Source organism: Psychrobacter sp. CCUG 69069 (assembly GCF_021023115.1).
GTDB lineage: Bacteria > Pseudomonadota > Gammaproteobacteria > Pseudomonadales > Moraxellaceae > Psychrobacter > Psychrobacter namhaensis.
In genome coordinates this window covers 63,450-89,662 of sequence record NZ_QQAI01000005.1, presented here as the reverse complement: position 1 = coordinate 89,662, position 26,213 = coordinate 63,450, and the positions used below count along the sequence as shown (strand labels likewise).

The following is a 26,213-nucleotide window of genomic DNA, read 5'->3' as shown; positions in this document are numbered from 1 at the left end:
TTCACAACTGCTACTTTATTTCCTCCACTCTCTCTGATCTATCATATTCTGACCAAGTCGTGGCATTGATGTCTTTTTCGTCAAACACCACGACGTGCTCTAGCAGCGGTAAGATACCAATCTGTGACCCAATCTCATGATTATGATGACTGGCGACTAACGACAACACGGTCTGCCCATCATCGAGTTGTAAGCGATACAAGTAATTGGCACCGCGAAATACCCGCCCAATCACTAGGGCCGTCTGTGTACTGTCATCATCATGAATAATGTCATCAGGACGTACCAGCACTTTGATTGGCGTACCGTTTGGATAGTCATACTCACAATACTGCGGCTGCCCTAATGCGTCACACACTTCCATGCGCCGATAAATATTGCCCAGTGCCGTCTCAACATGGCCTTCTTTGATGATGCCGTCTATCATCGCCCCTTCACCCACAAACTCGGCCACAAAAGGACTGACTGGCTCATGATAGAGCTCACTTGGGGTTGCCCACTGTACCAGCTTGCCTTTATCCATTACCCCCACTTTATCGGCGAGTGCAAACGCTTCATTTTGGTCATGAGTCACCAAAATCGCTGTGGTATTGGTACGTTTGAGAATGTCACGGACACTCATTGCCAATGACTCACGTAATACCACGTCTAAATTAGAAAAGGGTTCATCTAGTAAGAGCAGCTTGGGTTTTGGTGCCAGTGCGCGGGCTAAGGCCACCCGCTGCTGTTGACCACCCGAGAGCTCATTTGGACGTTTATCCGCATGCTCAGTCAATTCGACAAGGCTTAACATTTCAGCCACACGGGCTTTTTTGTCAGCGGTAGACCATTTATTCAGACCAAATGCGATGTTTTTTGCCACGCTGAGATGACCAAATAGTGCATAGTCCTGAAACACCATACCCATACCACGTTTGGCGGGAGCTACGGCAAATGAGTGGCGAGCGGTTTTATCAGTAAGGCATTGACTATTTAAATAAATGCTGCCGCCGCGGCTTGGCTCTAACCCTGCAATCGCTCGTAGCGCCGTGGTTTTACCACAGCCGCTATAACCCAGAAAACAACCAATCTCGCCTTGTTGTAACATTAATGAAAGCCCATTAACGATGGTAACATCATCATAGCCCACGATTAAATCTTGCACACTAAAATAAGCGTTGCTCGCGATATCGGTTTCAACCTCTTGGCTAAAGGGGCTGTCTGGTTTCTGAATTTTTTTAGGCGGGGTTTGAGGCGTTTTAACTTGTGCTACTGGTGGTTTTGTTGCATGCTCAGAACTCGCCTTAGTCTTTATTGACTTGGCTTTTACGGCGTTAGGGTCTGATGAGTCGTTCATTGAATCGGTGTACATAGACGGTACCAGTTAGCTATTAGTAAAATGAGCTGTCTTTAAAACTGCTTTTATCCTTGCTTATCACTTTGACGCAATAATATCCAAACAGGGAGTAGCCCAACCAGCACTATCAATAAGCTTGGTAAGGCCGCACGACCCCACATGCCTTCACTGGTCATCTCAAACACTCGCACCGCCAGCGTATCCCAGCCTTGGCGACGCGTCATTAACGTAATCGGCATCTCTTTCATCACCTCGACAAACCCCATCAGTAAGGCCGTCAGCACGCCGGGGCTAAGTACTGGTAACATCACCTGTCGCCAACGCTGATAAGGGCTGTCACTAAGCAGATTGGCCGCAGCTTCTTGATTGACTGTCAATCGCTGTAACTGCCGATCGACTGGCTGAAAACTCACCGTCATAAAGCGCGTCGATAATGCCAGTAGCATCACAATCACACTGCCGGACAGAAATTGCTGCGAGGTAACACCAAACGCAATCATTTGGTTGTCTAGCCAAGCGATGGGAATAAAGATGCCCACCGCCAAAACCGTACCTGGTACCACATAGCCCAAATTGGCCAAAGTGGTCATCAGCTTGGTTAATTTATCAGGGTACTGCCGCTTAATCCACGCAATAATCACCGCCAAAAAGGCAATAAAAAGCGTGGTCATACTCGCAATCATAAGGCTATTGGTCACAAAATCAATGTAACGAGCATCAAAATCTTGCCGAAAATTCAATGCGGTCCAATAAATTAGCTGCAAAAACGGTATTAAAAAGGCGATTGCAAATACTAGTGTACACAAGAGCGTCATGGCCAGTTTAGCAGGTTTACTGGCTTCAAAACGTTGGCTGCTGCCTTGGGTGACTGAGCTTCCACGCTTGGCCTGCCAATACTGCTCAAACAACACCACGATAAAGACCACACCGATTAACAGCGCTGCCAACTGGGCCGCCGTCGTTAAACTAAAAAAACCAAACCACGCTTTATAAATAGCTGTGGTAAAGGTATCGACGTTAAACACCGAAACCGCGCCAAAATCTGCCAAGGTTTCCATGCTGGCCAGTAGCAACCCACCAATGATCCACGGCAGCGCTTGTGGCAGTGCCAGCCGAAAGAACACGCGACCACGGCTAAGTCCCAGCATCTGCCCCGCTTCTATCGCCCGCCTGCCTTGAGATAAAAACGCTTGGCGCGCCAGCAAATAAACATAGGGATAAAATGCCAGAGACAAGACCATACCTGCGCCCCAGACATTACGTACCGAGGGTATCGCCGTATTGATGCCCAAATCCCGCAAGCCCGTTTGTAATGGCCCGCTAAAATCCACAATACCGACCGTGACAAACGCCAACACATAGGCCGGAAACGCCAGCGGCAACATCAATGCCCAAGAAAAGAACCGCTGCCCAGGGAAGCGGTACATGCTGGTCACCCAAGCAAGCGCGGTGCCGATAGTGCCAGAAACAATAGTCACCATCAACAATAAGATAGCAGTGTTTTTAAGGACTTGAGGCAGTACATAATCTGCCATGTGCGTCCATATATCGGCTACTGGCTGCGTCCACGATAACAACACGATCAAAATCGGTACAAGCATAAACAGCGAAATCAGTCCTAAGACTGATTTCGAGATCATACGTTTACGGACGGCGTGGTCTTGGCTGACAGCTTTTTTATCATTGACCCTGTCATTACCTGTGTCGTTTTGCCCTACAGACGTGTCTGGCGTTGTGATCATATATTGTTACCGTGTCACATGCATAGATGCCTTACAGATCAATACCAACCTCAAAAAATTTGAGATTGGCATGTCTGTTGTTACTCTATTTGTAACCCGCCTTGTCCATCATTTGAATTGCTTGGGTTTGTAATTCGCCAAACTTCTGCACGTTGATATCGTCTTTTTTGAACTCACCCCACGATCTGAGCATCTCTGATTCATCCACCCCTTCTTTTACTGGGAATTCTTTATCAGAGCTGGCATAGATGCCTTGCGCTTCGTCCGATGACAGCCACTCGATTAATTTAAGCGTCCCATCTGGATTGTCTGAACCAGCAACCACACCAGCGCCTGAGACATTGACATGCGTGCCTGTCGTGCCTTGATTGGCCCAGAATATCTCTACCGGGAAATCTGGTTTTTCATCCAACAGACGACCATAATAGTAACTGTTAGCAATACCTACTTCACACTGACCAGCGGCAATTGCTTCTAGCATGCTCGTATCATCGCTGAATACATCAGTCGCTAGGTTATCCACCCATCCACGAATGATTTCTTCTGTTTTTTCTTCGCCCAAGTGCTCTATCATGCTGGCCACAAGCGACTGATTATAAACCTTTTTAGAAGTACGAAGACACAACTTGCCTTTCCATTTTGGATCCGCCAAATCTGCGTAAGTCGATAGCTCATCGGCACTAACTTTACTTGGGTCATAAAAGATAGTACGGGCGCGTAATGAAAGGCCTGTCCACTGACCTTTTGGGTCACGATACTTTGCAGGGACATTTGCTGCTAAAACGTCTGAAGCCACTGGCTGCAGTAAGCCTTGCTGCGCAGCTTGCCACAAGTTACCCGCATCAACCGTCAAAAGCATATCAGCTGGGGTATTTTGCCCTTCCGCTTCTAAACGCGCCAGCAATGGCCCAGTGCTGTCCGTGACCAGCTCAACCTTCACCCCTGTCTGCTCAGTATAACGATCTAGCAGTGGCTTAATTAACTGCTCATTACGTGATGAGTAGATAGTAATCGTTTGACCATCAGTGCTGGTAGCACCATCATTAGCGACGCTTTCTTCCGTGCTAACTGCCGTTGTTTCTGCATCCACGCTCTCTTCTGTCGTAGATGAGTTGTTACAGCCAGTAAGACCCAGCATCATGCCAAATACGGCAACAGGTAAGGTCAGCTTATTAGAGGTTAAAGTGGCGGTGAGGGTGTTCAATGACATGGTTTTCCCCATAATGGCGCTATAAAAAGATGAGATGGATGGTGAAACAAAATTGTGCTACCAATCGCGGTATCGATCAAGCATGGTTCAGACTGATAAGACCATAATGTATGGAAACAACATACTAATGCAAATGAGATTAACTATCAATACATTTGTTAATTCAGAAATTGGTCTATGATGCGACTTAATCTGCGCGTTTACAGGGCTACATCTATCGCCCATCGTGTTTACTTATTTTTATAGCTGATTTAAGTGAAAGCACACGTTACTGCTTTATAGTAGCCACTGCCCCAACAGAACATTAACGGCCGCTTCAGTCCGTAATATGCGCAGGCCTACATGTACTGCCTCGCAGCCTTGGGCGGCAAGTAATTCTATCTCGTAATCAATCCAACCACCCTCAGCACCAATACAAACCAGATTAGGCATGGCCAATGCTGGCGGCTTCTGTAAGTCCTGCTTTTGTAAATACTGTGTCAATGACTGGGAAGTATACGGGTGCGCCACGATAGCGCCTTTGCTCACCAACCGAGGCAATTCATCTTCGACAAATGGTTTAAAGCGTTTTTGTAGACTAATACGAGGCGCTATTGTATCAACGCCTTGTTGTAGCCCTTCTAATACAAACTCATCAAGGCGCTTAAGCATCGGGCTTTGCCAATAGCTTTTTTGCGTACGGTAGCTATTTATCAGGATGATATCGCGTACGCCAAGCGCGGTCATATCCATAATCAAGCGGCGCAGTACTTTGGGGCGCGGTAGTGCCAGTATCACCGTCAAATCTAGCTTAGCTGGCGGTGCGATACTGAGCTGGACATCACGCAATTGGATACGATCAGAGGTCATATCATCAATAACTGCCGTCCCTAAATAACCCCCGAGTTGACCAATTTTAAGGGTGTCTCCAACTTTTGCCGCCAATACATTGTTAACGTGATCAATTTGTGGCAATGCATGAATGTGCGCCCTATCGTGCAAGAAGTTTGCCGCTGGTAGTAATATACAGTTCATAAAGTCTCTGCGTGTGAGTGTTGCTCGATGACACTGGTAATCATGGTAAGTTGACGGGTCAACACTGCTTGCTGTTGTTTGGTCATCTGCTCGCCTGCGTGTCCCGCCTGTTTTGCCAGTTCTAGGTGACTGAGCCAAAACGCCAGCTGCTGATAAATACGTGTTTTGTCGTCATCATTAGCAGCAGACTGTTTGCCAGAGGGCGCTTGGTTTGTAGAGAGCTCTTGATTGATATTTGCCTTATTATGAGTGGCTACTTGCTCATCTATAGCAGTAACAGTAGGGCCATTTGTTGCCACCTCTTCCACCGTAACGGGACGATAGCAAGGATTTTGCGGTTGATATAGCGCCCCTACCTCAGACAGTTTGTCCACCACACTTTGACACGATTGAGTATAGCGCCCCATTATCACAGGCGTTGCGACGCTCGCAGGCTCAACAGGATTGTGCCCGCCAATATCAACCAATGAGCCACCCACTAGTGCCACATCTGCCAGTGCGTACCATGTCATCAGCTCACCCATACTATCTGCCAAATAAACGGGGGTGTCTATGCTAATGGCCTCCTCTCTACTACGCCGCGCCATTTTTAACGTTGTGTTTTGAATGAGTGTGGCTACTTCATCAAACCGTTCAGGATGTCTTGGTACGATGATTAACAACGTGTTGGCCAGTGCTGGATTGGACAACAACTCCTGATGCAAGGACAGTGCCACTGCTTCTTCGCCGCTATGCGTGCTTGCCGCCACCCAAATTGGTCGACCGACTATACCCAGTTTTTCTGCTAACTCGACCTGACGATGAGCTAGATGCGATGTTTGTACCGTCGTATGCTCGCCTTGAATATCAGCCGCCTCTGTGACGCTGGCGCCGGCAGCAAGCTTAGGGGCATTGATCACCCACTTTAACGAGCCTGCCACCCGAATCTGCGCACTATACGCCCCCAACTGCCGAAAGCGTTTCGCAGACTCATTGTCTTGCGCAATGATTAACGTCAGGTTTTTCATCATACTGGTACTGACGGCCGCAATTTTTTGATAGCTTTTAAAAGACGCCGCCGACAGCCGACCATTGACTAGGATACTAGGGACATGATGCTCAGACAGTTTGGTTAAGATATTTGCCCACAGCTCTGTTTCTACAAACAAAGCCGCCATGGGCTGGACATGAGCCAAAAAAGTCTCAATAACGACCGGGCTATCTACAGGGACGTAACTGTGGCTCATGCGACCTTGAGTAATCTCATCAGCGAAACGACTGGCGCCGCGAGCAAAGCCTGTCTGTGTGGTGTTGGTCAGCCATATCTGATACCCCTCTGCCAACAACGCCTCTAACAAAGGGGCCACTGTGTTGGTCTCACCCAATGAGACCGCATGGCACCAAATCACGCCTTTACTCGCCTCCGACTTAGTAGTACGCGTGGCATCAGCCAATGGCCGTGCAGGATACCGTTTACCAAAACGCTGCTCAACCTCTTGTTGATAGTTATCGCGCTGATGTGAGCGTCGCCATACTTGCAGCCGATACAAGGGCTTGAGTAAGCCGATAATCAGTTGATAATAAAGGGGCGGCGTATAAACAGCACAGCTAGGCGACGATGCAAGATCAGAGGATGATTTTGCAGAACAATCAGAGGAGGTATGAGAAGATGGCATGAAGCAGCCTAGATTAGTAATTGATCAGATAATAAAAACAGCCGTAAAAAACGCGCCAATTCTACCTGAATTTAGCGCCTAATAATAAGCTTTTAAAGGTGATTTACCATAAAATATTTTAGACAAAAATCAATATCAACAACGCTATTACGCCCACCACGCCAAGCAATATTTGATAGCGTTTGATGCTATGCTGCTCTTGCTTTTTTGTGGTCATCAGCACTTGCGCTTGTTGCCAATGTGCGACCAAATCGGCGGCTTCAGCGTGACCATTTTTGGCGGCTTGCGTGAGCCAATATTTACCATTATCTATGTCTTGGCTGACTCCTAGCCCTTGGTAATACATCTTACTTAGTAGGCGCTGGGCACGGCTGTCATCTTGGCTGGCTGCCTGTTTAACCCACTCAACCCCAGACGCTGTACCAGCTACTTTATCAACGGCTAAGCCCTCATCAAGTAGCTCATACATGGCCAAACGCAACATCGCAGCGGTATGACCAGCATTAGCAGCTTCTTGGAGTGCCAGCAGCGCCTGCTTTTTTGCTGCCAAATGTTTCTCTGAAAACGCAACTTGCGCCCGAGGCTTATTTTGCTTGGCAATATGCCGCTCAAACTGTGCCAATACCTTATTAGCTTGCTGATATTCAATATTACCCCCACTTTGCTCTACCGCTATGTCATCTAGCTCTACAAGCAGCTGTGTGAATATCTCTGGCGTTGGTGAGGTTTTTGGTACCGGTGCGGGTTTTGTTATGACAGGCTGCTCTGACGGATGATTGGTTAATAATGTCTCTGCTTTAACCAGCTCAAGCTTATTGTTTTCAGATAAATCACTAGCCGCTGGTCTCTCCTTGGCAGCTACGCCATTGAATGGTGTGCGAATAGTCGATGCTTCACTAGTGTTTAAATGGACATCGGTACTGGGATCAGTATTCTGAGTAACGCTATGAGTGGCTGATTCAGTCACTTGGTGATCACTGTTATTTGGTAACCTATTATTAAGTAGCCTATCATTCGGTAGTTTTGCGCTGACTGCTTGGTATAAGCCGCTAGCCACTTGACCACCTTGCACTGCCGCAAACTGCCGATCGATATGACCAAACAGACGCAATCCTATTGGCTCTAAGGCAAAAAATGGTGATGCCACGGTACTATTGTCCGTGTTATCACGATAGTTTACCGCCATGTGTTGATAAAAATCATCGGTTACTAGTGATAGCTCAGGATAGCGCTTGCGTAGCTCAAATTGACCATACCAATGCGGCGTACTTTGCCACTGCTTCGCCAATACTCGCCCTGCATAAAACGCTAAAAACATCATAAAATTACGATGGCGCTCATCGACTAATAGTGCCTGCTCATTCCACTGATCCGCCTTAATCATGTTACGGCGTAGCTGTGACAATAACATGTCCACTCGCTGCAAGCTTGCCAGCGACTCGTCCAACACACAGTCGCGAAGCTCAGTTTCATAAGCGATGCCGCCTGCAATCGGCCGCTTGGCTAAGAAGTCTTGCCAATAACCGGCTGCAATATAATCAAGTGGCGTTACGGGCGATGCAGACATAGACAACCGGCTCCTTTCTGTAAACGAGTTGATAATCAAAATAGTGAAACCAGTAGAGTCATAAACCCACATACACAGGTTAAGGCAACCTAAAGTGTGAGGCGCTACAATAAAGGACTAAATAAGCGTACCACATTATCAAACAAACGCTCAGCCCCGTGGCGCTGACACCACTCTTCTAAGCCCAAATACCGGCAGTTTTGTAAATACACCTCTTGGCAGTCAGCCACTTGAGCGACCATCGCTGGCGTGTAAATTGCCAAACTGACCTCCATATTAAGATAAAAGCTACGCTGATCGATATTCACGGTGCCAAATAGACAGTAATCATCATCGATAACCACCGTTTTAGCATGCAGCAGCCCGCCCTTAAATAAAGCAATGGTGACACCTGCCTCAAGCAATTCTTGATAGCAGGCTTGTGATGCATGCTGCACAAGGAACGAATCGACTTTTTCAGGCACAATAAGCGTCACTTCGACCCCGCGCTTGGCTGCTATTGCTAGGGCGCCTGACAGTGCTTCGTCGGGTACAAAATACGGGGTAGTAATACGAATGCGTTTGTTAGCACGGTGCACCACTGTTACTAACGTATTATAAATCACATGGGCCGTCACTTGTGGGGCTGAGGGTATCAGCTGCGCCAGTACACCTTCGACGACAGGCATTCTGGGTATGATAATCGATGTCGAGCCAATATCTGGCTGCTTGTGATAGTCAGCGTGATCGCCTAACACTTTTACCCGACTGTTTAAATCATTGATGGTTGGGTCCATCACGTATAGCCGACGAGTATAGCTGTTTACCCGCTGATTGAGGGCGTGTAGATTGTCGTTGTTTTCAGCACCGATATCCGTTGCGATGACCTTTGCCATGGCCATCGTAATACTGATCGAGTGCCGACTGGTGGTGCGTATCGCTACATCAATCCACTGTCCCACGTTTTTATTTTGTTTAAAGAACCTCGGATCGACCAAGTTAAAACTACCGATGTACCCGATATGTTCATCCATGATCACCATCTTACGATGATTGCGCAAGTCTGAGCGCTTAAAAAGCGTCTTAAATAGCCCCACTGGCAGCGACTGATGGACAAAAACACCCGCTCGCTCTAACGTACGATGAGCGCTACTATTAAAAAAACTAAAACTCCCCACACTATCAGCCAGTACGTGGCATTCTACGCCGCGCTCTGCTGCTGCCGACAGCGCTTCTATCACCTCTAGCACCTGTCCCTTGGGATATACAATGTAAAACTCCATCAGGATAATACGCTGCGCCGCGTTTATATCCTCAATCAGACTCTGAAAAATGGCATTAGACTCAGTGAGTAACTGCATCTTGTGATCAGGAAACACCCCAAGCCCTGTCCAACGTGTGCCGATTTGGCTGACACCGCGATAATTGACTGGTAGCAAGTTTTGTCCCTGATCAAACACCAAATGCTCGCGGCGCGCCATATCATTCATCAGTAGGCTAGCTTGATCCACTCGCTCACGATAGCGCCGCCCAATCATCGGCTCCCCCAACAGGATATAAGCAATAAAACCAAACAGCGGCAATGTATAGAGCACAGCAACCCAAGCAATCGATACACCGATATCGCGCTGCACCGATACAATCCGTAGTGTCATTACTATCATTAGCACCACATGCAATACCAGACCTAAGCCTGCAAAGTCTCCCCAAGACCAGGTGGTAAAAGTGTGTTTAATAGTAGAAGTGTCTATACTAGCCTCCGGCAATCAAGATAAAAATTAACGCATCATACAGTATAATAGCTTTTTGCCACCAAACGATAGCTAACTGTGATACGAATTTGTATAGCAGCAACCCTAAGCAACTGACGCAAGTTACTGTAAACAATAAGATTAAAAATATATTTTTAATTATTTACTAAAATTTTTAAAATACTATTTGACAGCCAACTGTAAATCTATATAATACACACCCACAGCAACGGAGCTTAGTGACAAACTTAAGAGCTCAGTTGATGTTGAATAAATTGCATAGCAATTGTTCGAAGGGTGATTAGCTCAGTTGGTAGAGCGTCTGCCTTACACGCAGAATGTCGGCGGTTCGAATCCGTCATCACCCACCACTTCTTAGCGAGTGGGTAAATAAGCTAAGACGACCTAAGCAGCGGTAGTTCAGTTGGTTAGAATACCGGCCTGTCACGCCGGGGGTCGCGGGTTCGAGTCCCGTCCGCTGCGCCATATTTAAAACGAATTTAGACTGTTAAGTTTAAGCAAGTTTCGCCTCAAACATTAGATTGTTTGGGGTTTTTTTGTGTCTGTAGAATCGTATAATTTGTATTAAACCTCCTAGTAAAAACTATAAAGTAAAGAGTATTGAAAATTTGTTAAACACTTTAGCTTGATGAACGCTGACTCATTCGACTGACGCTCGCAATCAGGGCAACCATGACCACGCCCATAATAATGAGAAGGCCTGACATCATGTGCGCCGCCTCGTAGTTCAGCGCTTCAACTTGCTCATATATCGCAATCGACACCACCTTAGTCTCACCTGAGATACTACCGCCTATCATAAGTACAACGCCAAACTCACCAATAGTATGAGCAAAGCTAATCAAACTGCCCAGTACAATACCCACCCGCGCTTGCGGTAAGACCACCCTTATAAAACGCCTCAAATAGCTGGGCTCTAATAAATGAGCAACATCCATGACGTTTCGAGGAATACGCAAAAATTGGGCATACACAGGCTGGATATAAAAAGGTAATGAGTAAATAATCGAGCCGATAACAAGCCCTTCAAAAGTAAAAATCAACGAGCTCATGTTGTGCTCGTTAAGCCACTGACCAATGCCCATGCTGGGACTTAGCAGTAACAAAAGATAAAAGCCTATGACCGTAGGAGGCAAAACAAGGGGCATGGCAATAGTGCCCATGAGCAAAACTTTAAGACGTGCCCCAACTTGCGTACGGCTGGGCTTAGCAAGCCAATACGCTACAGGGGTGGCAAACAATAATAGGCATAAGGTGGTAATACTAGCAAGCTTGATGCTTACCCAAAATGGACTTAGCATATCTGACATAAGAGCCTGATCTATCATAATGTCACTGCTCGTTCCATTGGTAAAATTTATATGGGATTTAACTATTGAATACTCAAATACCCTGCTTGCACAAAGTGTTGCCTTCCTGCCGTCGAGCGTAGATAATCGGTAAAGGCCACCGCACCGGCTTGGTCACTGATCACAATGCCGTCTTGCAAGATAGCTGGATAAGACGCTGGCGGTAAGGTCATAAACTGCTCAGGCGTGGCCTTAATCGCCGTCAACTGTGATTGAGCCACCAACCCATAATCAACACTGCCCGTATGCGCATACTGAAACGCTTGACCAATGTTTTCAGCTTTTATCACACGTTTTTGCTCCGTCAGGGCATCATAAAGGTTTTGTGCTTGTAAATACGCTTGCGCAGACGCCCCATAAGGCGCTAGCTTAGGATTGGCAATGGTTATTTTGCGGTTAGGGCTGCTCATTAATAAGTCGTTTAACGTGGTAGGATCAAACCCTTCTAAAGACTGAGTCACACTATACAGCGCCAATTGACCTTGCGCATAAGTAAACGGACGATAGAGCACACTGCTTTGCTCAGAGGTACTGACTGGCCTGTCTGCCGCAAGCTTAGCAGGAAACGCTTGATTGGCAGACAAAAACACATCATAAGGCGCTCCCGCTTTAATTTGCGCATACAGCTTCCCTGAGGATGCATAAGTCACTTCCACAGGTTGCCCAGCACTGTGGTTATCCGCTTTATAGTCATCAATAATATCTGGCAATACATCAGACAAGTTGGCCGCCGCCGCGATACGAAGCGTTTGGGTTTGCTCAGATGACTTGGCAGTAGAGACTGTATTAGTGCTACTCTCTGGCGTGCAAGCGCTTACCGTTAACAGTAAACAAATAAATGTGGTAGACACAGCTACCGTTAGCTTACCCATTATTGCTAAGCCACTTAGAGGGCTCATCCTCATAATACTCTTGCTTCCACACAGGAATGTCCGCCTTAACGGTATCGAGTATCCAGCGGCACGCATCAAAGGCGGGATAACGATGGGCTGATACCACACCCACCCATATCGCCACATCGCCTATGTCTAACGCACCGATACGGTGTATGGCAATGGCATGCGTAATCTCAAAGCGTTTTTTTGCCTCTTCTATAATGGCGCGACCTTGATTGAGGGCTAAGTCTTCATAACCGTAGTAGGTCAAGCGCTCAACGCTGGTGGCATTGTTGTGATTACGGACGCGTCCCTCAAAGCACACGAATGCCCCGCAGCTGTCATCATCGAGAGTGTCTTTTAGACGCCTCTCATCAATGGCGATGTCTAATAGGGCAAAACCATCTCGTTCTGCAACTGCATATGCTTCATCAACGCTACGTTTGATGGTCATGGCATGGCTATGGACGTTGTCTGTCATTTTCTCTCTCTATTGTTGTTTCTGATACATGGCACTTGTCGTTAAACACTAACCACCCGCAACTGGGGTGATAAATACCACACTATCGCCATCAGAAATAGGATCTGTCCATTTAGCGAAGTAGTCATTCACCGCCACCCGGAGCTCTGACTGCGAACGGCTAAAGCGGTGCTTTTGGCAAAGCTGTTCATACAGTTCAGTCAAGGAGGTTGACGGTGGTACGGTGACACGCTCTTGTTGGCAATTGGCTTCATCCGCAAGGCTGGCGAAGTATAAAACATTAATGTTTATCGCAGCTTCGGTGTTTGTGTCGACAGCGCTGGTACTCATAAACCCTTCCTTCTTACAAGCTGCTCAGCTTGATATTCATCATGTGTTGAATCGATAAAACGACCATTTATGGCGTTATGTGTGTTTATAATCTGATTTGCCACCTGTCTTTTTTACTAGGTGAATGTCATCAATGACGATGTCATGCGATAAAGCTTTGGTCATGTCATAGATGGTCAAGCAGGCAATGCTGACGGCGGTTAAGGCTTCCATTTCAACCCCTGTCTTGTGGGTGACTTTGACAATGGCACTGACGGTTATGCTGCTTAGGGCATCATTATAATCAAAGGTTAAGCCAATCTTATCTAATGGCAGGGGGTGGCAAAGTGGAATCAAGTCATGGGTGCGCTTGGCGGCCATGATGCCAGCGATGTGGGCGGTTTGGGTGATGCTGCCTTTTTTGGTCATGCCGTCAGCGGCTTTGATTTGCTGATATATCTCACTAGGAAAGCGAACGTGCCCGATAGCAGTCGCCTCGCGCGTGGTGGCACGCTTGCCACTGACGTCGACCATGCTGATGTCGCCTGTACTGTCTAGGTGCGATAGGGATGGTTGATTGTTTTTTTTGCTATTGTTTTTTTGACTATCCATACTCATCTATATTCTCTTAACAAATATTTTTATAAATCGTCTAAAGCCGCGCAAGCATGCGTAAACTCTGTCGGCGTATTAAAATTGGTCAAGTGCTGCCAATCCTTTAAAAATCGCACCGTTTGGACCACGGGTTTGATAAACGGCATGACCCTACGATGACCACTATCAATATACGCCTGTAAATCGGCTTCAATACTGACGCGATAAATGCCCAACAGTGGATATAAGTGATCCTCATCGGTTAAGCAAATCACTTGTTTGTCTGCAGCTTGCGTTATGAATGACTGCAACTTTTGCCACAAATCGGCCGCTGGTATTAAGCTATCACAGCTCATAACCAGCAGCCATGATGATTGTGACGACTTCTTATTTCCTAATGCCGCGGCGTTATTCAGCTTTACCAATCTTTGCAAAGCAGACTCAATCGCAACCAATGCCCCACCTGTGGCAATTTGTCCATCGCTGTTGGTAGAACCGTAATCAGAAATGTAAGAAACAGGTGACTGCGGCTTGTGCAAGACGAGCGCTGAGCTGACGTTAAAGCCACGCTCATTGTCTGCAATCATAATGGGCACATTTAAATGCAATGAATGCCGCACATGATAGTCTAGCACCTGCTCACCTGTTGGCAGCGTGAGCTTGGCTTTGGGTGTCCCCATGCGCCTAGATGCGCCGCCCGCTAATATAACCACACCTGCCAAGCCATCTAGATGATTAGCCGTTTCAGTCATGACTAGGATTGGTACGCATAAAATGCGGTACAAAGTTACAAGGACGCGTACGGCTATCAAACTGATCTTTTAAGATCTTTGTCCAACCAGTACGGCAAGCACCAGATGAACCAGGTAAGCAGAATATACCCGTACCATTTGCCATACCAGCCACGGCCCGCGATTGCACGGTTGACATACCGATCTCATCTTTTGAGAGTAAACGGAACATCTCCCCAAAGCCGTCAATCGATTTGTCAAACAAGACATTCACCGCCTCTGGCATGCTGTCTCGAATATAGAATCCCGTCCCGCCCGTCGTGATCACGGCAAGAACGCTTGGGTCTGCAATCCAGCCACTAATCACTGCTCTAATCTGATAGATATCGTCGGTAATCAGCTGACGGTCTGCGAGATGATGTCCCGCCTCCGTTAAGCTGTCTGCTAAATATTGTCCCGAGGTATCTTCTGCAAGTGTGCGACTGTCAGAAACCGTTAAAACGGCGATATTTAAGGGGGTAAATTTTGCAGCGGGCTTGCTCATAGATAGTCCTTGATAAAGTTAATATATATTCATTAAAAGTATGACAGTCATTCATTTTTATGATTAAAAATAAAGCAGCGTCTCAATCAGCCAGTCTAACCGCCAATGATTGACAGATTGTGCATGATGCCACTGTTTGAATCATGGAGGTGGTGGTGCTCCGGTTTAATCGGCATAAAGCTGTGTAAGGTACCAACCAACCCTGCGATATCATTCTGCTGTAGATGCTGACGAATATCGTAATTGCCTTGATCAAATAGGCACAAATGCACTTTGCCTTGACTACTGACCCGCAGACGGTTGCAAGTATCACAAAAATGCGCGGCATACGGCGCAATCATACCGATGCGGCCGACATAGTTTGGATGACTATACTCTACTGCCGGACCGTCAGCGCTGCCCCGCTGATGGGGCTGCCAGCCGTGTTCTAACAGATAGTCAATAATAATGTCAGACTGGGCATGCTGAGCAAAGAACAAGTCACTGTTGTCACTGGTCTGCATAAATTCAATAAAACGATAAGTGACCGCTCTGTCTTTGACATAGTCGATGGCTTGAATGAGGTTTTCAAAAGCCGTTTCTGCCATCAATATACTGTTTATTTTAAGTTTAATATCTGTGGTTGCAAGCAATGTATCCATGTCTGCGAGCAGTTGCGGCAAAGTGTTAAAACCTGTCATTTTATAAAAGGTTGCGGCATCAAAGCTGTCCATACTGATATTCAGCTGATCCAATCCGGCGGCTTGCCAACTGGCCAAATGCTTACCAAGCTTATAGCCATTGCTGGTCATGGCAACGGTTTCGATGCCCTTCGTTTGTTTGATGGTTTTAATAATCTCGACGACGTCACGGCGTATAGAGGGTTCTCCGCCCGTGATTCTGACCTTTTTAGTGCCTACTTGGGCAAAGCCGCGTACCAATGTGGCAATTTCAGCAACGCTCAATTCATCATCAGGACGCTTGCCTTGATAGCCGTTGGGTAGACAGTATTCGCAGCGAAAGTTACAAAAATCGGTAATAGACAAACGCAGGTAAGTGAGACGACGGGCAAACCCGTCTGTCAAAGGCCGATAGGATTCATCCGCTTGATCGGCAGGCGCACCTATCATCATTGGTCTGTACCCATCGATGATAGGGGACGCGGAGGTAGGCGAGTACCATTGGGCGTTGCCTATTTCAAAGTTAGTATCACTCATATTTTATTGCCACCAGTATTGCTTGCATAAGCATTACTTTATTATTCGCATTTAGCATAAATTTGTCAGATTGCTTTGCAATTTTCCTTTAGCTTTTTTATCCTTCTTTAAACCCATCAGCAAATGATAAATTAAGCGTATAGCCAAGGAAAAGGTTGTACCGTGACCATCGTGTTTGCTGACACATTGCCACTGTCTTTATCCAAAACAACAAAGCAATTCGCACGGCTCAGTTGTTTGATTCTATGCGATTGTTGGCTTGAAAAACACTCCACTTGGTAACTGCCTACGTCATTTTGTGACAAAAATCCACGCTGAAAGTCTTTGCGGCCGGCCATTTTTCTGACGTCATTGGTTAGGGTGGCTTTGACGCTCAGCTGCATAGGCTGTTCTGCCAAGCTGGCCCCTGTCATCTGCCACAGCGCTGGCATCACAAACTGTAGAGTGCCAACGACTGTGGATAAAGGATTGCCAGGCAAGCCAAAATACAATACAGGTTTAGCAAGATCTTTGTTTAATTCACCAAACACAAAAGGCTTGCCGGGTTTCATCGCCACTTTATAGTGATTAATCTGCCCTAACGTTTCAATCACTGTGGTCAAAAAGTCATAATCACCCACCGATACACCAGCAGTAGAGACAAGCACATCACACTCTTGCATGGCCTCATGAACAGCGGCCGTCGTCTGTTCTAGATTGTCGGGAACAATGCCATAATCACGAATATCGATGGGCAAGTCAGATAGCAGGCTTTTAAGCGTTGGGGTATTGGAGTTATAAATTTGCGCCAAGCTTTCAAGCGCATGACCAATGGCAACGAGTTCATCGCCCGTCGCCAATAAGCCTACAATCAGTGGCTTGAATACCTTAACTTTATCGATACCTAAATTTGCCAGTAAGCTGATATCAGCAGGGTTGAGACGCTTGCCGACTGTTAACACCGCTTCACCCGACGTAATTTCTTCACCTTGTTTGCGTATATTATTATCAAGCTGAGCGCTTTGTGTCAGCGTTATGGTGTAAGGCTGTGATTTATCAAGCGTCTCTCTTATCTCAGCAAAGTTGGTATTTTCTTGCATGATAACGGTATCACAGCTATTTGGCACCACTGCTCCAGTAAAAATACGTACGCCTTGTCCCTCTGTGAGCTTACCTGTATAGGCACTGCCCGCTTGTGACTCTCCAATGATTTCAATCGTACTGTCTTTTGCTAGCGTACTACCTTGAGCAATCGCATAACCATCCATCGCCGATAGATTTTGTCTCGGTACGTCAAAGGGCGAGACGATATCTTCTGCCAGTATGTGGTTACGGCTGTCTATCAAATCGTAGATAGCAACTGCTCTTTTATTTAGCGGATGGTCGTTAGTATTGTAAGTGTCTATGCGCTGCTTGATGGCAGACTGTAATGCTTCCATGGTAATCATAAGGGGTCACCCTGTTAGTCGTTCTTATTATTCATATGGTAAAAACACGTTATCAAGAGTTTATCATTCACCGTAACACTTTTCTTGTCCCAATATCAGTTTTTGCAGGTTTGACACAGCCACGCGTGTTGCGAAGACTGGTATGTCTTAACAATTGTTGTGGCAACCATAACCAGTCTAGGTCACGACAATACCGGCGTTTGTGCCCAAACGGTAGGCTTTATAAGAAATCTGTCCTAGAGTAAAGCAAAAAAGCACCCGAATGAGGTGCTTTTTTGTTGTACTTATAAGGTCATAGTTTTAATGCTAGCGCTTTAAAAACTCGCTGAAAAAAGCCGTTTTTAAAACAGTTATTACTAAAAAGTAGCGCCAGCAATCCATTTTACCATGATGCTAAAGAGGCGGCGCTACGCTGCGTAATAAAGCCATCTGGCGTTTGTCCATTATCTGCTTGCCAGCGCTGGAATGCTTTACGAGTGTTAGTGCCAACGATACCATCAGCCCCTTTCGTGTCGTAACCCATACCCGTCAAACGCTGCTGCAAATTGCGTACTTGCGTCGTTGATAACGGACGCTCATAGCGCGGCCACGATTTTTGCAAGCCACCTTGTCCAGCAAGTGCCTTGCCCAGTAAGCTCACCCCTAGCGCATAACTTGAAGAGTTGTTATAAACCTTGATGACATCAAAATTTGGACTCAATAGGAGTAATGGACCATCTTTACCAGCCGGCAGCCATAGCTCCATCTCTGTGTTAGCATCCAAGTAGACATCGGCTATCGTATCCACACCCATCGCCGCCCATCTAGCCGCAGGTTGCTTACTGCCCACCACCGAATAATCGAAAGAGGTAGGAAGCGTCACCTCATAAAACGGTGCTAGACCACGAACCCAACCTGAGTTACTCAGATAATTGGCAGTAGAAGCCAAAGCATCAGCCGTTGCCCACGGATTACGGTGACCATTACCATCGCCATCCACGCCTTGTTTGAGCCAAGTGTCAGGGATAAACTGCGTCTGCCCCATTCCACCTGCCCAAGAGCCGTCAAGCTGTGACCAAGATACATCGCCACGTTGCAACAACGTCGCTAGTGATAATAACTGAGTTTCAGCAAACTCTTGACGACGACCGTCATAAGCAAGACTCGCAAGTGAGCTTGGGATACTACTGTTGCCGGTCACCGCCCCGTATGAAGACTCCATGCCCCATATCGCAGCGATAATTTCTGCATTGACACCATACTGTGACTCTAACTGCGATAAAAACGCTCGTTGCTCGCCAAACTTACGCTTACCCGTGCTGACTCGACCGTCTGATACGGCAGAGTCGACATACTCCCACGGCATTTTAGAAAACTCTGGCTGTCCTGAGTCAAGTGAGATGACCTGTTGATTCAAATAAGCCAAATCAAGCAAACGCCGAACCGTCGCCGCATCATGACCTGAAGAAATGGCTCGCATAGAAAAATCTGACTTCCAATCAGAAAAACTGCTATAGCTTGGCTTTACAACAGGCTGCGGCTTAATGACTGGCTGCGGTGTAGGCTTTACCTGAATGGTTTGAGTCTGGGTGATCTGAACATTGCCTTGACGCACAGGCTTGCTCGTTTTTTGCATTGCCTGTTGGCTCGTACACCCAACCATCACTAAGGCTGGAAAAAGGGCAATGTATTGTTTTTTTAACATCATAAGAAGTCTCAGGTATGAATAAGTAACGTGGCTTAGATATTACAGCAAACTTAACGTCCCAGTACCGCACGTGGGTCAATAGGATTGCCATTTAAGCGCACTTGAAACTCCAACCCTACTTGATTGGTTTGACCACTGCTACCCATATCGGCAATACGCTGACCTCGTTGTACGGCATCCCCTTCTTTGACGAGGAGCTGACTGTTATGTGCATAGGCCGTGATATAGTTATCACTATGGCGAATCATAATGAGATTGCCGTACTCTGGCAAGCCATTACCCGAGTAAAGCACCGTTCCAGATTGGCTGGCAACCACTGGATCGCCGACATTACCAGCAAACCACATGCCCATGGTGCCAGCGGCGGCATCAAAATTGCGGGTTACTTGATTGCGACTTGGATAGTCATAACCTGAGGTTGCGTTGGCTGTGACTTCATACACGGGACTTGGTGAGCTAGTATTGGTCGTGTTTGTCACAGGGGATGTGTACGTCGGCTGTGAGACAGTCGGTGTAGAGGCGCCGTAGCGATTATTATTGGCTGGCGCGGCTTGTCCTTGCCACAGCTTAAGCCATTGACCACTATAAATCGTGTACTTACTGTCTAAACGATTGAGTGCCCCAATTTGGCGATAATTGAGACGATAACGCTCAGCAATTTGACTGACCGTATCACCGCGCTGTACACGATGATAGTTAGGAACCCCTTGAGCATTGGTGATAATTTTTGGACCAGCTTGGTTGGCTGACTGATAAGTTGGCTTCGTTGCACAGCCGACCATCGTTAACGTTGCTGCTGTCATGGTGCCAATCAATGCCACTGTTGCAAAGCGCGATCCAGCAATAAGCTTCTTCATACAAGATTTCCTATTCTTTATGTTACTCACAAACTCCTTGTGTTACTCACAAGCACTTTGCTAACTGTTATACCGTTTAGTATTGGATAAGTACCATCAAAACACCTGATGGAAACGATTTTCTTTCATTTTTTGCTACCAATAATTCGCCTTACCTCCAACATCACTCCTTTACAAAGCTAACTTGGAGAGCTTCTCCAGCGTGGCTGCTGGCGTATGATGCAATCTTACTGGCGATAGACTAATATAACCTGCTGCTACCGCTTGGTTATCCGTCATGTCCATGGTTAATGGGCGAGCTTCTGTTGAGGCTGTTTGTTGAGACAGCACTGTTTGAGAAACCACGCTTTGCCCTAATGATGACTCATTATCACCATCTGCAGATAACTCATATGGACGCTTGCGCAAAGACAACCAATACGCATCGCGCCCGCGTGGGTCGACTACATGGTGTACAGGACGTGCAATCTGACTGTGCCCTAAAGCGGTTATCTTTCGACCTTTAATCTCACAGGCATTATCAACATCAGGAATATTAACGTTTAATACGTGATAGGGCAAATTTTTACAAGTATCTAATATCGGTGTTTCGACCAATAATTTAACAATCTCATCGGCCGCTATTTTATAGTGACTGGCCTGCTCTTGCCCGCCGCCTTTGGCTCCCCCGCCCACCAGTGAGGTTGCCATAGCCGGTATGCCAAAAAGTTGCGCTGTTAATGCTGCACCAAAAGTGCCAGAAAATAAAACGTCTTGCCCAAGATTGGCCCCTGAGTTAATACCAGTAATCACAAAATCAAAACGGGTGTGACGATACAGCTCATGTAACGCTAAGTAAATACAGTCAGCAGGTGAGCCGTTCACTGCTACAAAGCCAGAGGTTAGTTTGTGAGTGTACAATGGCATTGAGACACTCAAAGCGCTGGCACAGCCACTCTGCTCATTATTGGGCGCAACCACCGTCACCTCTCCAACAGTAGACAACGCCTGATACAGTGCCAACAAACCTGGCGCATACACCCCATCATCATTACTAATCAAAAATCTCATTTCTGCTCAATATCTCATCAATGACCGTCTGTCCACTTATGCACTTTATCATTGTAAAGTTGCTATAATCAGACCCGCAAATGGTGGCTACCCTGGTGAATGTTACCTTGCTTGGTATAGCAAAGTTATAAAATCTTATGGGACCACCATAATGGTGGAGGATTATATCCTAATCATACGCTGACACGAAGTCAGACCGTTACTCAGAGCTCGTTTCACCTTTTGTTATACTGCGCCCTTTGTCCGCCTCATTATTACCGCCGTAACGCAAAAAAGCGTGGCAACACGTTACAATAGGCAACAACCTACAACAATATAAACTTATATTTTTATGCTGTCGTAACTTATGAGTCTATGCTACTGATATGTTGCTAAAAAACGGCTTTGGCTCACAAGATATCTACACATAAATCAATATTTTATGTGACTTTTGTTTTCTGACCTATTAACATATCACCATTAAATAAAGATAAGCGAGTGTAATGCTGAATGAAAAATCAATCGATATTATCTATAGCTTCTGTGATAGCAAAGACTGCATCAAAGGTGGGTGTTGCAGGATTGATAACATCTGTTGCCATGTTGTCTCAAGCATCCTTTGCAGCGAATAAGCCCGCGACCACCATTCCTCTAGACATGTCTGGTATCAATATAACCAAGCATGAAATTGCAGTGATGCAGGTGCTGTCAGAAATATGTCCACCGATGCTGAATGGCAAACAAAAACAGCGCTTTTATAAGTCTTATACCGTGCAGCTTCATGAGTTGATGCCGTCTTTAGAAGACCCAAAAGCGGCGATTCAATACCTATCAACCCAGCAAGATTATCGCCAAATATTACAAGGTATTCGTAGCTGGACGATGGGATTCTCAAAACAAGAGAACAAAGCGTTATGCGAAGATTTAGCAAATGCTGAGTACTAGTTAGTAAGGTTTTATGAAGATGTCTCAAAAATAAGACTTAAAACCACGACGCGATCTGTTCTGAAAAAATAAGCTGTTTTGGAAAAATAAGTTCTTCCTGTACAAGTTATCTCTGTAGAAAATTTAAGCATGTTTGTTAAATTTTGACCCTATAAAAGCTTGCTGTCAGCCTGTCCAAAACAGGGGATGCAGCAAGCTTTTTTATGGCTTACAGTTAGCTCAGTCGCAATACTGGGTAAATCCTAATATAAGCAAACGTTTGCTCATCACCACTGTTTCTTTTTAATTCGGCCCTTTTTTTGCATTTATCGATTCCCCATCGGTTGGCATTTTGCTAAGATAAGGCGTTAATTTTATGTCTGTTGCTTCGTCCTCCCTACCCTCATTAGTGCGTTATTATTAAACCCGATGTTTGAGACATCCTGTTTAAATGAGAACAAGGTGTAGTACTAGGCACAAGCGATAGATACATTTGGTTTCATGATGCGGTGTAACGATATATGACAGTAAAGCGTGTAAAAAACCAGCTGATGCAGCTGGTCGTTGGTGTGAGTATCTCAGTGAGCGCAGTGGTGGCAAACGCAGCCATACAGCCGCCTGAAATGGACAATACCGCCTATGTATTGATGGACTACAATACGGGTGAAATTTTGGCGCAAAAGAACGCCAATGAATCGCTACCGCCAGCGTCCCTAACGAAAATGATGACCAGTTACATCATTGAGCAACGCTTAGCATCGGGTGACCTCAAAGAAGACGATCAAGTACTAATGAGTCCAAATGCTTGGTGCCGTGGCAGTAGCAGCCAATCTTGTATGTATGTCCCAGTGAATAAAACCGCCAGCGTCATCGATATGCTACGCGGTATCATCATTCAGTCTGGTAATGATGCTTCAAAAGCGATGGCTGAGCACATCGCTGGTAGCGAAGCGTCATTTGCCATATTGATGAATGAGCAAGCCGAAAAGCTGGGTATGGATAACACGCATTTTGTCAATTCTACCGGCATGCCTGATGAAGGACACGAAGCTTCCGCCTTAGATTTGGCGAAGCTTGCCCGCGCTATCATTAAAAACAGCGGTGACTACTATGGCATCTATGCAGAAAAAGAGTTTACTTATAACGGTATCACCCAAGGAAACCGTAACGCCCTACTCGCAACCGATCCTACCGTTGATGGTCTAAAAACAGGCCACACTGATGCGGCTGGCTATTGCTTGGTGGCATCGAGTAATCGTGATGATATGCGCTTGATTTCTGTAATCATGGGAACAGAAAGCCAGCAAGCGCGTGCTGATCAATCACGTGAACTTCTCAACTGGGGCTTTGGTCATTTTACGACCGTTACCAAAGCACCTGCTGGACAATTTGTCAGTAAAATTCCAGTATGGTTTGGGGAGGCCGATGAAGTCGAGCTAGTAACTGGTGATAATTTACAAATTCTGACCAGTAAGACACAAAAAAATAAGATCACTACGGTGGTGGATATCCCTGAGAGCTTAGAAGCCCCCATCAAAAAAGGTCAAGAAGTTGGCAAAATGATGGCAGTCATTGACGGTAAAGCTGTTGCCTCTGTTCCTATTGTCGCGACTAGTGACATCGAACAATCAGGCTTTATGAGCCGTACGTGGCAACGCATTGTACGCTGGGCACAAAATTTGTTTTAGTAAAGTCCTTGTGACATAGCTTGTCTTGAAAAGACGCCTAATTTTTAGGCGTCTTTTTTTGTCTGGGTAACCCTCTCCTAGTGTTTATTTGCTATTCGCTCCAGTCTGTTCACTATTAGGCTAGGCTAAGTAACAGTGATAAAAATAATATTGGTAAAAGTAACAGTGATAAACATGACAACAGCAAAGTTGACCGTCTTTTTAGGAGTGATGTTTTTAGGTACGACGTTTTTAGAAATGACGCTACGTCCATACCAACCAGCGTTTTAGCAAGTCGCTTAGCGCCTTATCCTTATAGGTAGCACTGTAACAGCAATCAATACCAGCTGCTTTTAAACCATGCTCAAAACTGTCTACATATCGCGCTTGATGCGGTGGATACCAGTACACTAATAAAGCACGGCGCTCACGTTCAGAGTGGCGAATACGCCTGGCTAAGGACTCCGCTTTACTTGGAGACACGTCCTCAGCAAACATGACCATATCAATCTTCTCCAGCCTTATATCATCGATAACCAGCTGCTCATGCTGCCGGTAGATAACAGTGGCCCCTAACCGCTCTAGCTCATTCGCTAAAACCCCCGTTTCTTGATAGTAATAATAAACAGTCGTCAGGCCGGCTAGTAGCGGCTGCTGCCGCGACTGATGTTGATTGGGCATTGCGATGGTCAGGATAAACTGGGTCCCCACGCCTGGCGCACTATCAACGTCTATCGTAGCCCCTATAAGCTGAGTCATTTGTTTGACTACAGGTAGGCCGACCCCGGACCCTTCATATTGACGAGTTTTTGATGAATCCACTTGAAAAAATGGATTAAAAATATCATCGATGTGATGACTGTCGATACCAATCCCTGTGTCCTCCACACTGATTTGCCAACGATTGCTTTTATCAAAATGCGTCAGTTGCGAGGTCACGGTCACCTGACCTGCTGAGGTAAATTTAATCGCGTTACCAAGTAGGATCGATAGTATCTGGTGGATTTTTTCCGCATCACCTTCGAGGTTGTAGTCTATGTGATGGATGCGACTGATTAACGCCAGTCCTTTTTTCTGAGCAAGAGGCTCAAACTCTGTCAAAAGATCTGCGATCAATTGTAAGGGGTTAAATTCACTGACATTGATACTCATCTGACCTTTTTGTATTTGATTCAACTGAATAATGTGGTCAAGCGATGACACCAACTTATCACTACCGTTACTGATGATTTGAACCGCGTCTCTTTGCTCCCTACTTAGGGTGTCATGATCTAGTAGCTGCAAACCGCCCACAATGGCATTTAGCGAGGTTTTCAGCTCGTGGGTTATCATACTTTGAAAATTGTGCAGCTGTACATCCAGCGCGATGTCTTTTTTGTGTAGCTCCTGCTCAAAAACCGCAAGCGCCGCATAGTCTTGTTTGGCTTTTTGTAAACGACTAAATAACGCAATAAAGGTCTGCTTAATCTGCATCAACTCTTGAAAGCCGAATTGCTGCGGGATAACTGGCAATTGCTCAAGATCTGGGGTTTTGATGACCATGTCACACACATCAGTCAAAGCCTCTATGTCTCTTACAGGCCAACTAAGTTTGCGCAAAATGTATAAACCCACAAGAATCGTTAGTATCGTCGCAATAAGCCACAATAACAGGTTGTTTCGGAGCCACTGTAAACGCAGTGTATTCACATCCAAAGTAATATTAATATAACCCACTAACGTGCTATTTTTAATTTTTCCAGCAGTATCTGCTGATCCTTGCATAGGGTTTGATAAAGGGATAGCGGACTGCTGGTTGGCGGTTAGTGTATTAAGGTCACGATCACCATCGATGTAATTGCTGATGACTGGATAATTAAAACTGACCGTGTCCGTAAACAAGGCATTCTTCCAATCAGCTCTCGTCTGATTAATGTCATCAATGGGCTGCGGGGTAGAATAAAATACAATGCTTTGAATACTGGGTTCGTTCTCTAACAAGAAGGTCACTTGCTCAGCCACCAAATCCGCATCTTCTGCTGTCGATGCGCTGGCAGCCAACAATGCGGCTAGCTGTTGGACGTGGGTACGCTTCTCTTTATAGTGCTGTAATAAACCATAAATAAAAGACAATAAGAAACCTGCCAAGACAGCCAAGATGATGGCCTGCGCGACAGAGCGCCAGATAAGCATAGAGATGGTTTTAGGCGAACGGTTGTTCATAGCACTCAACCGAGTTAAGACACTTGTTATCTATACTACAGGTATTTTAGGAAAGTGGTAAGGGGG

At 46.1% G+C, this 26,213-nt stretch carries 22 protein-coding genes and 2 tRNA genes; 4 read left to right on the top strand and 20 right to left on the bottom strand.

The features are described from left to right. Positions 1–10: 10 nt before the first annotated feature. From DVY93_RS05250 to DVY93_RS05220, 7 genes are all read right to left on the bottom strand, one after another. Complete coding sequence (locus tag DVY93_RS05250) at positions 11–1,351, bottom strand: ABC transporter ATP-binding protein (RefSeq protein WP_230709609.1); 1,341 nt, start codon at positions 1,349–1,351, stop codon at positions 11–13. A 50-nt stretch (positions 1,352–1,401) separates the two neighbouring features. Then, a complete protein-coding gene (locus tag DVY93_RS05245; RefSeq protein WP_230709607.1) occupies positions 1,402–3,078 on the bottom strand; it encodes an ABC transporter permease in 1,677 nt (558 codons plus the stop codon). Positions 3,079–3,163: 85 nt separating this feature from the next. Further along, positions 3,164–4,288, bottom strand: a complete 1,125-nt coding sequence (locus DVY93_RS05240) for an extracellular solute-binding protein (protein WP_230709605.1) — start codon at positions 4,286–4,288, stop codon at positions 3,164–3,166. A 276-nt stretch (positions 4,289–4,564) separates the two neighbouring features. Further along, positions 4,565–5,302, bottom strand: coding sequence for a 16S rRNA (uracil(1498)-N(3))-methyltransferase (locus DVY93_RS05235; RefSeq protein ID WP_193006746.1), 738 nt, complete (start codon positions 5,300–5,302; stop codon positions 4,565–4,567). Continuing rightward, the gene (locus DVY93_RS05230) at positions 5,299–6,957 is read right to left on the bottom strand and encodes a 3-deoxy-D-manno-octulosonic acid transferase (protein ID WP_230709603.1); all 1,659 of its coding nucleotides are present in this window, start codon (positions 6,955–6,957) and stop codon (positions 5,299–5,301) included. The genes DVY93_RS05235 and DVY93_RS05230 overlap by 4 nt, the downstream gene beginning before the upstream one ends. A 118-nt stretch (positions 6,958–7,075) precedes the next feature. Further along, on the bottom strand, positions 7,076–8,524 hold the full coding sequence (locus DVY93_RS05225; protein WP_230709601.1) for a tetratricopeptide repeat protein: 1,449 nt from the start codon (positions 8,522–8,524) through the stop codon (positions 7,076–7,078). A 104-nt stretch (positions 8,525–8,628) separates the two neighbouring features. Next, complete coding sequence (locus DVY93_RS05220) at positions 8,629–10,269, bottom strand: cardiolipin synthase (protein WP_269062816.1); 1,641 nt, start codon at positions 10,267–10,269, stop codon at positions 8,629–8,631. 280 nt (positions 10,270–10,549) lie between these two features. On the opposite strand from DVY93_RS05220, the gene DVY93_RS05215 reads away from it, so the two are divergent. Both DVY93_RS05215 and DVY93_RS05210 read left to right on the top strand, forming a co-directional pair. After that, positions 10,550–10,625 (top strand) — tRNA-Val (locus DVY93_RS05215). Between the two features lie 38 nt (positions 10,626–10,663). Continuing rightward, positions 10,664–10,740 (top strand) — tRNA-Asp (locus tag DVY93_RS05210). Positions 10,741–10,895: 155 nt separating this feature from the next. On the opposite strand, the gene modB is transcribed toward DVY93_RS05210, so the two are convergent. The 12 genes from modB to surE all read right to left on the bottom strand — a co-directional run bounded on the left by modB (position 10,896) and on the right by surE (position 21,375). Beyond that, on the bottom strand, positions 10,896–11,603 hold the full coding sequence (gene modB, locus DVY93_RS05205) for a molybdate ABC transporter permease subunit (protein WP_230709597.1): 708 nt from the start codon (positions 11,601–11,603) through the stop codon (positions 10,896–10,898). Between the two features lie 44 nt (positions 11,604–11,647). Next, complete coding sequence (gene modA, locus DVY93_RS05200) at positions 11,648–12,523, bottom strand: molybdate ABC transporter substrate-binding protein (RefSeq protein ID WP_230709586.1); 876 nt, start codon at positions 12,521–12,523, stop codon at positions 11,648–11,650. Further along, positions 12,489–12,980: a molybdenum cofactor biosynthesis protein MoaE gene (locus tag DVY93_RS05195; RefSeq protein WP_230709584.1), complete on the bottom strand. Its 492-nt coding sequence runs from the start codon at positions 12,978–12,980 to the stop codon at positions 12,489–12,491. The genes modA and DVY93_RS05195 overlap by 35 nt, the downstream gene beginning before the upstream one ends. Before the next feature lie 48 nt (positions 12,981–13,028). Further along, complete coding sequence (locus tag DVY93_RS05190; protein ID WP_230709581.1) at positions 13,029–13,310, bottom strand: MoaD/ThiS family protein; 282 nt, start codon at positions 13,308–13,310, stop codon at positions 13,029–13,031. 75 nt (positions 13,311–13,385) lie between these two features. Further along, on the bottom strand, positions 13,386–13,907 hold the full coding sequence (gene moaC / locus DVY93_RS05185; protein WP_230709579.1) for a cyclic pyranopterin monophosphate synthase MoaC: 522 nt from the start codon (positions 13,905–13,907) through the stop codon (positions 13,386–13,388). A gap of 23 nt (positions 13,908–13,930) precedes the next feature. Further along, on the bottom strand, positions 13,931–14,635 hold the full coding sequence (gene mobA, locus DVY93_RS05180) for a molybdenum cofactor guanylyltransferase (protein WP_230709578.1): 705 nt from the start codon (positions 14,633–14,635) through the stop codon (positions 13,931–13,933). Continuing rightward, positions 14,628–15,158, bottom strand: coding sequence for a molybdenum cofactor biosynthesis protein B (moaB, locus tag DVY93_RS05175; RefSeq protein WP_230709576.1), 531 nt, complete (start codon positions 15,156–15,158; stop codon positions 14,628–14,630). The genes mobA and moaB overlap by 8 nt, the downstream gene beginning before the upstream one ends. Before the next feature lie 95 nt (positions 15,159–15,253). After that, positions 15,254–16,270: a GTP 3',8-cyclase MoaA gene (gene moaA, locus DVY93_RS05170; protein ID WP_442966504.1), complete on the bottom strand. Its 1,017-nt coding sequence runs from the start codon at positions 16,268–16,270 to the stop codon at positions 15,254–15,256. Between the two features lie 215 nt (positions 16,271–16,485). After that, positions 16,486–17,781 (bottom strand): molybdopterin molybdotransferase MoeA, encoded by a 1,296-nt coding sequence (locus DVY93_RS05165; RefSeq protein ID WP_230709572.1) that lies wholly within the window; start codon positions 17,779–17,781, stop codon positions 16,486–16,488. Between the two features lie 382 nt (positions 17,782–18,163). Then, positions 18,164–19,468 carry a lytic murein transglycosylase gene (locus tag DVY93_RS05160; protein WP_230709570.1) on the bottom strand — a complete coding sequence of 435 codons (1,305 nt, stop codon included), beginning with the start codon at positions 19,466–19,468 and terminating at the stop codon, positions 18,164–18,166. A gap of 50 nt (positions 19,469–19,518) precedes the next feature. After that, the gene (locus DVY93_RS05155; protein ID WP_230709568.1) at positions 19,519–20,325 is read right to left on the bottom strand and encodes a peptidoglycan DD-metalloendopeptidase family protein; all 807 of its coding nucleotides are present in this window, start codon (positions 20,323–20,325) and stop codon (positions 19,519–19,521) included. A gap of 171 nt (positions 20,326–20,496) precedes the next feature. Continuing rightward, entirely contained in the window at positions 20,497–21,375 is an 879-nt protein-coding gene (gene surE, locus DVY93_RS05150) for a 5'/3'-nucleotidase SurE (protein WP_230709566.1), read from the bottom strand. Positions 21,376–21,864: 489 nt separating this feature from the next. Here surE and DVY93_RS05145 point away from each other — a divergent pair, with 489 nt between their 5' ends. Beyond that, positions 21,865–22,299 carry an MCR_0457 family protein gene (locus DVY93_RS05145; RefSeq protein WP_193006616.1) on the top strand — a complete coding sequence of 145 codons (435 nt, stop codon included), beginning with the start codon at positions 21,865–21,867 and terminating at the stop codon, positions 22,297–22,299. A 500-nt stretch (positions 22,300–22,799) separates the two neighbouring features. After that, entirely contained in the window at positions 22,800–23,966 is a 1,167-nt protein-coding gene (locus DVY93_RS05140; protein WP_193006615.1) for a D-alanyl-D-alanine carboxypeptidase family protein, read from the top strand. 243 nt (positions 23,967–24,209) lie between these two features. Here the strand turns inward: DVY93_RS05140 and DVY93_RS05135 are convergent, their stop codons facing one another. Further along, the gene (locus tag DVY93_RS05135; protein WP_230709557.1) at positions 24,210–26,147 is read right to left on the bottom strand and encodes a sensor histidine kinase; all 1,938 of its coding nucleotides are present in this window, start codon (positions 26,145–26,147) and stop codon (positions 24,210–24,212) included. Positions 26,148–26,213 lie beyond the last annotated feature (66 nt).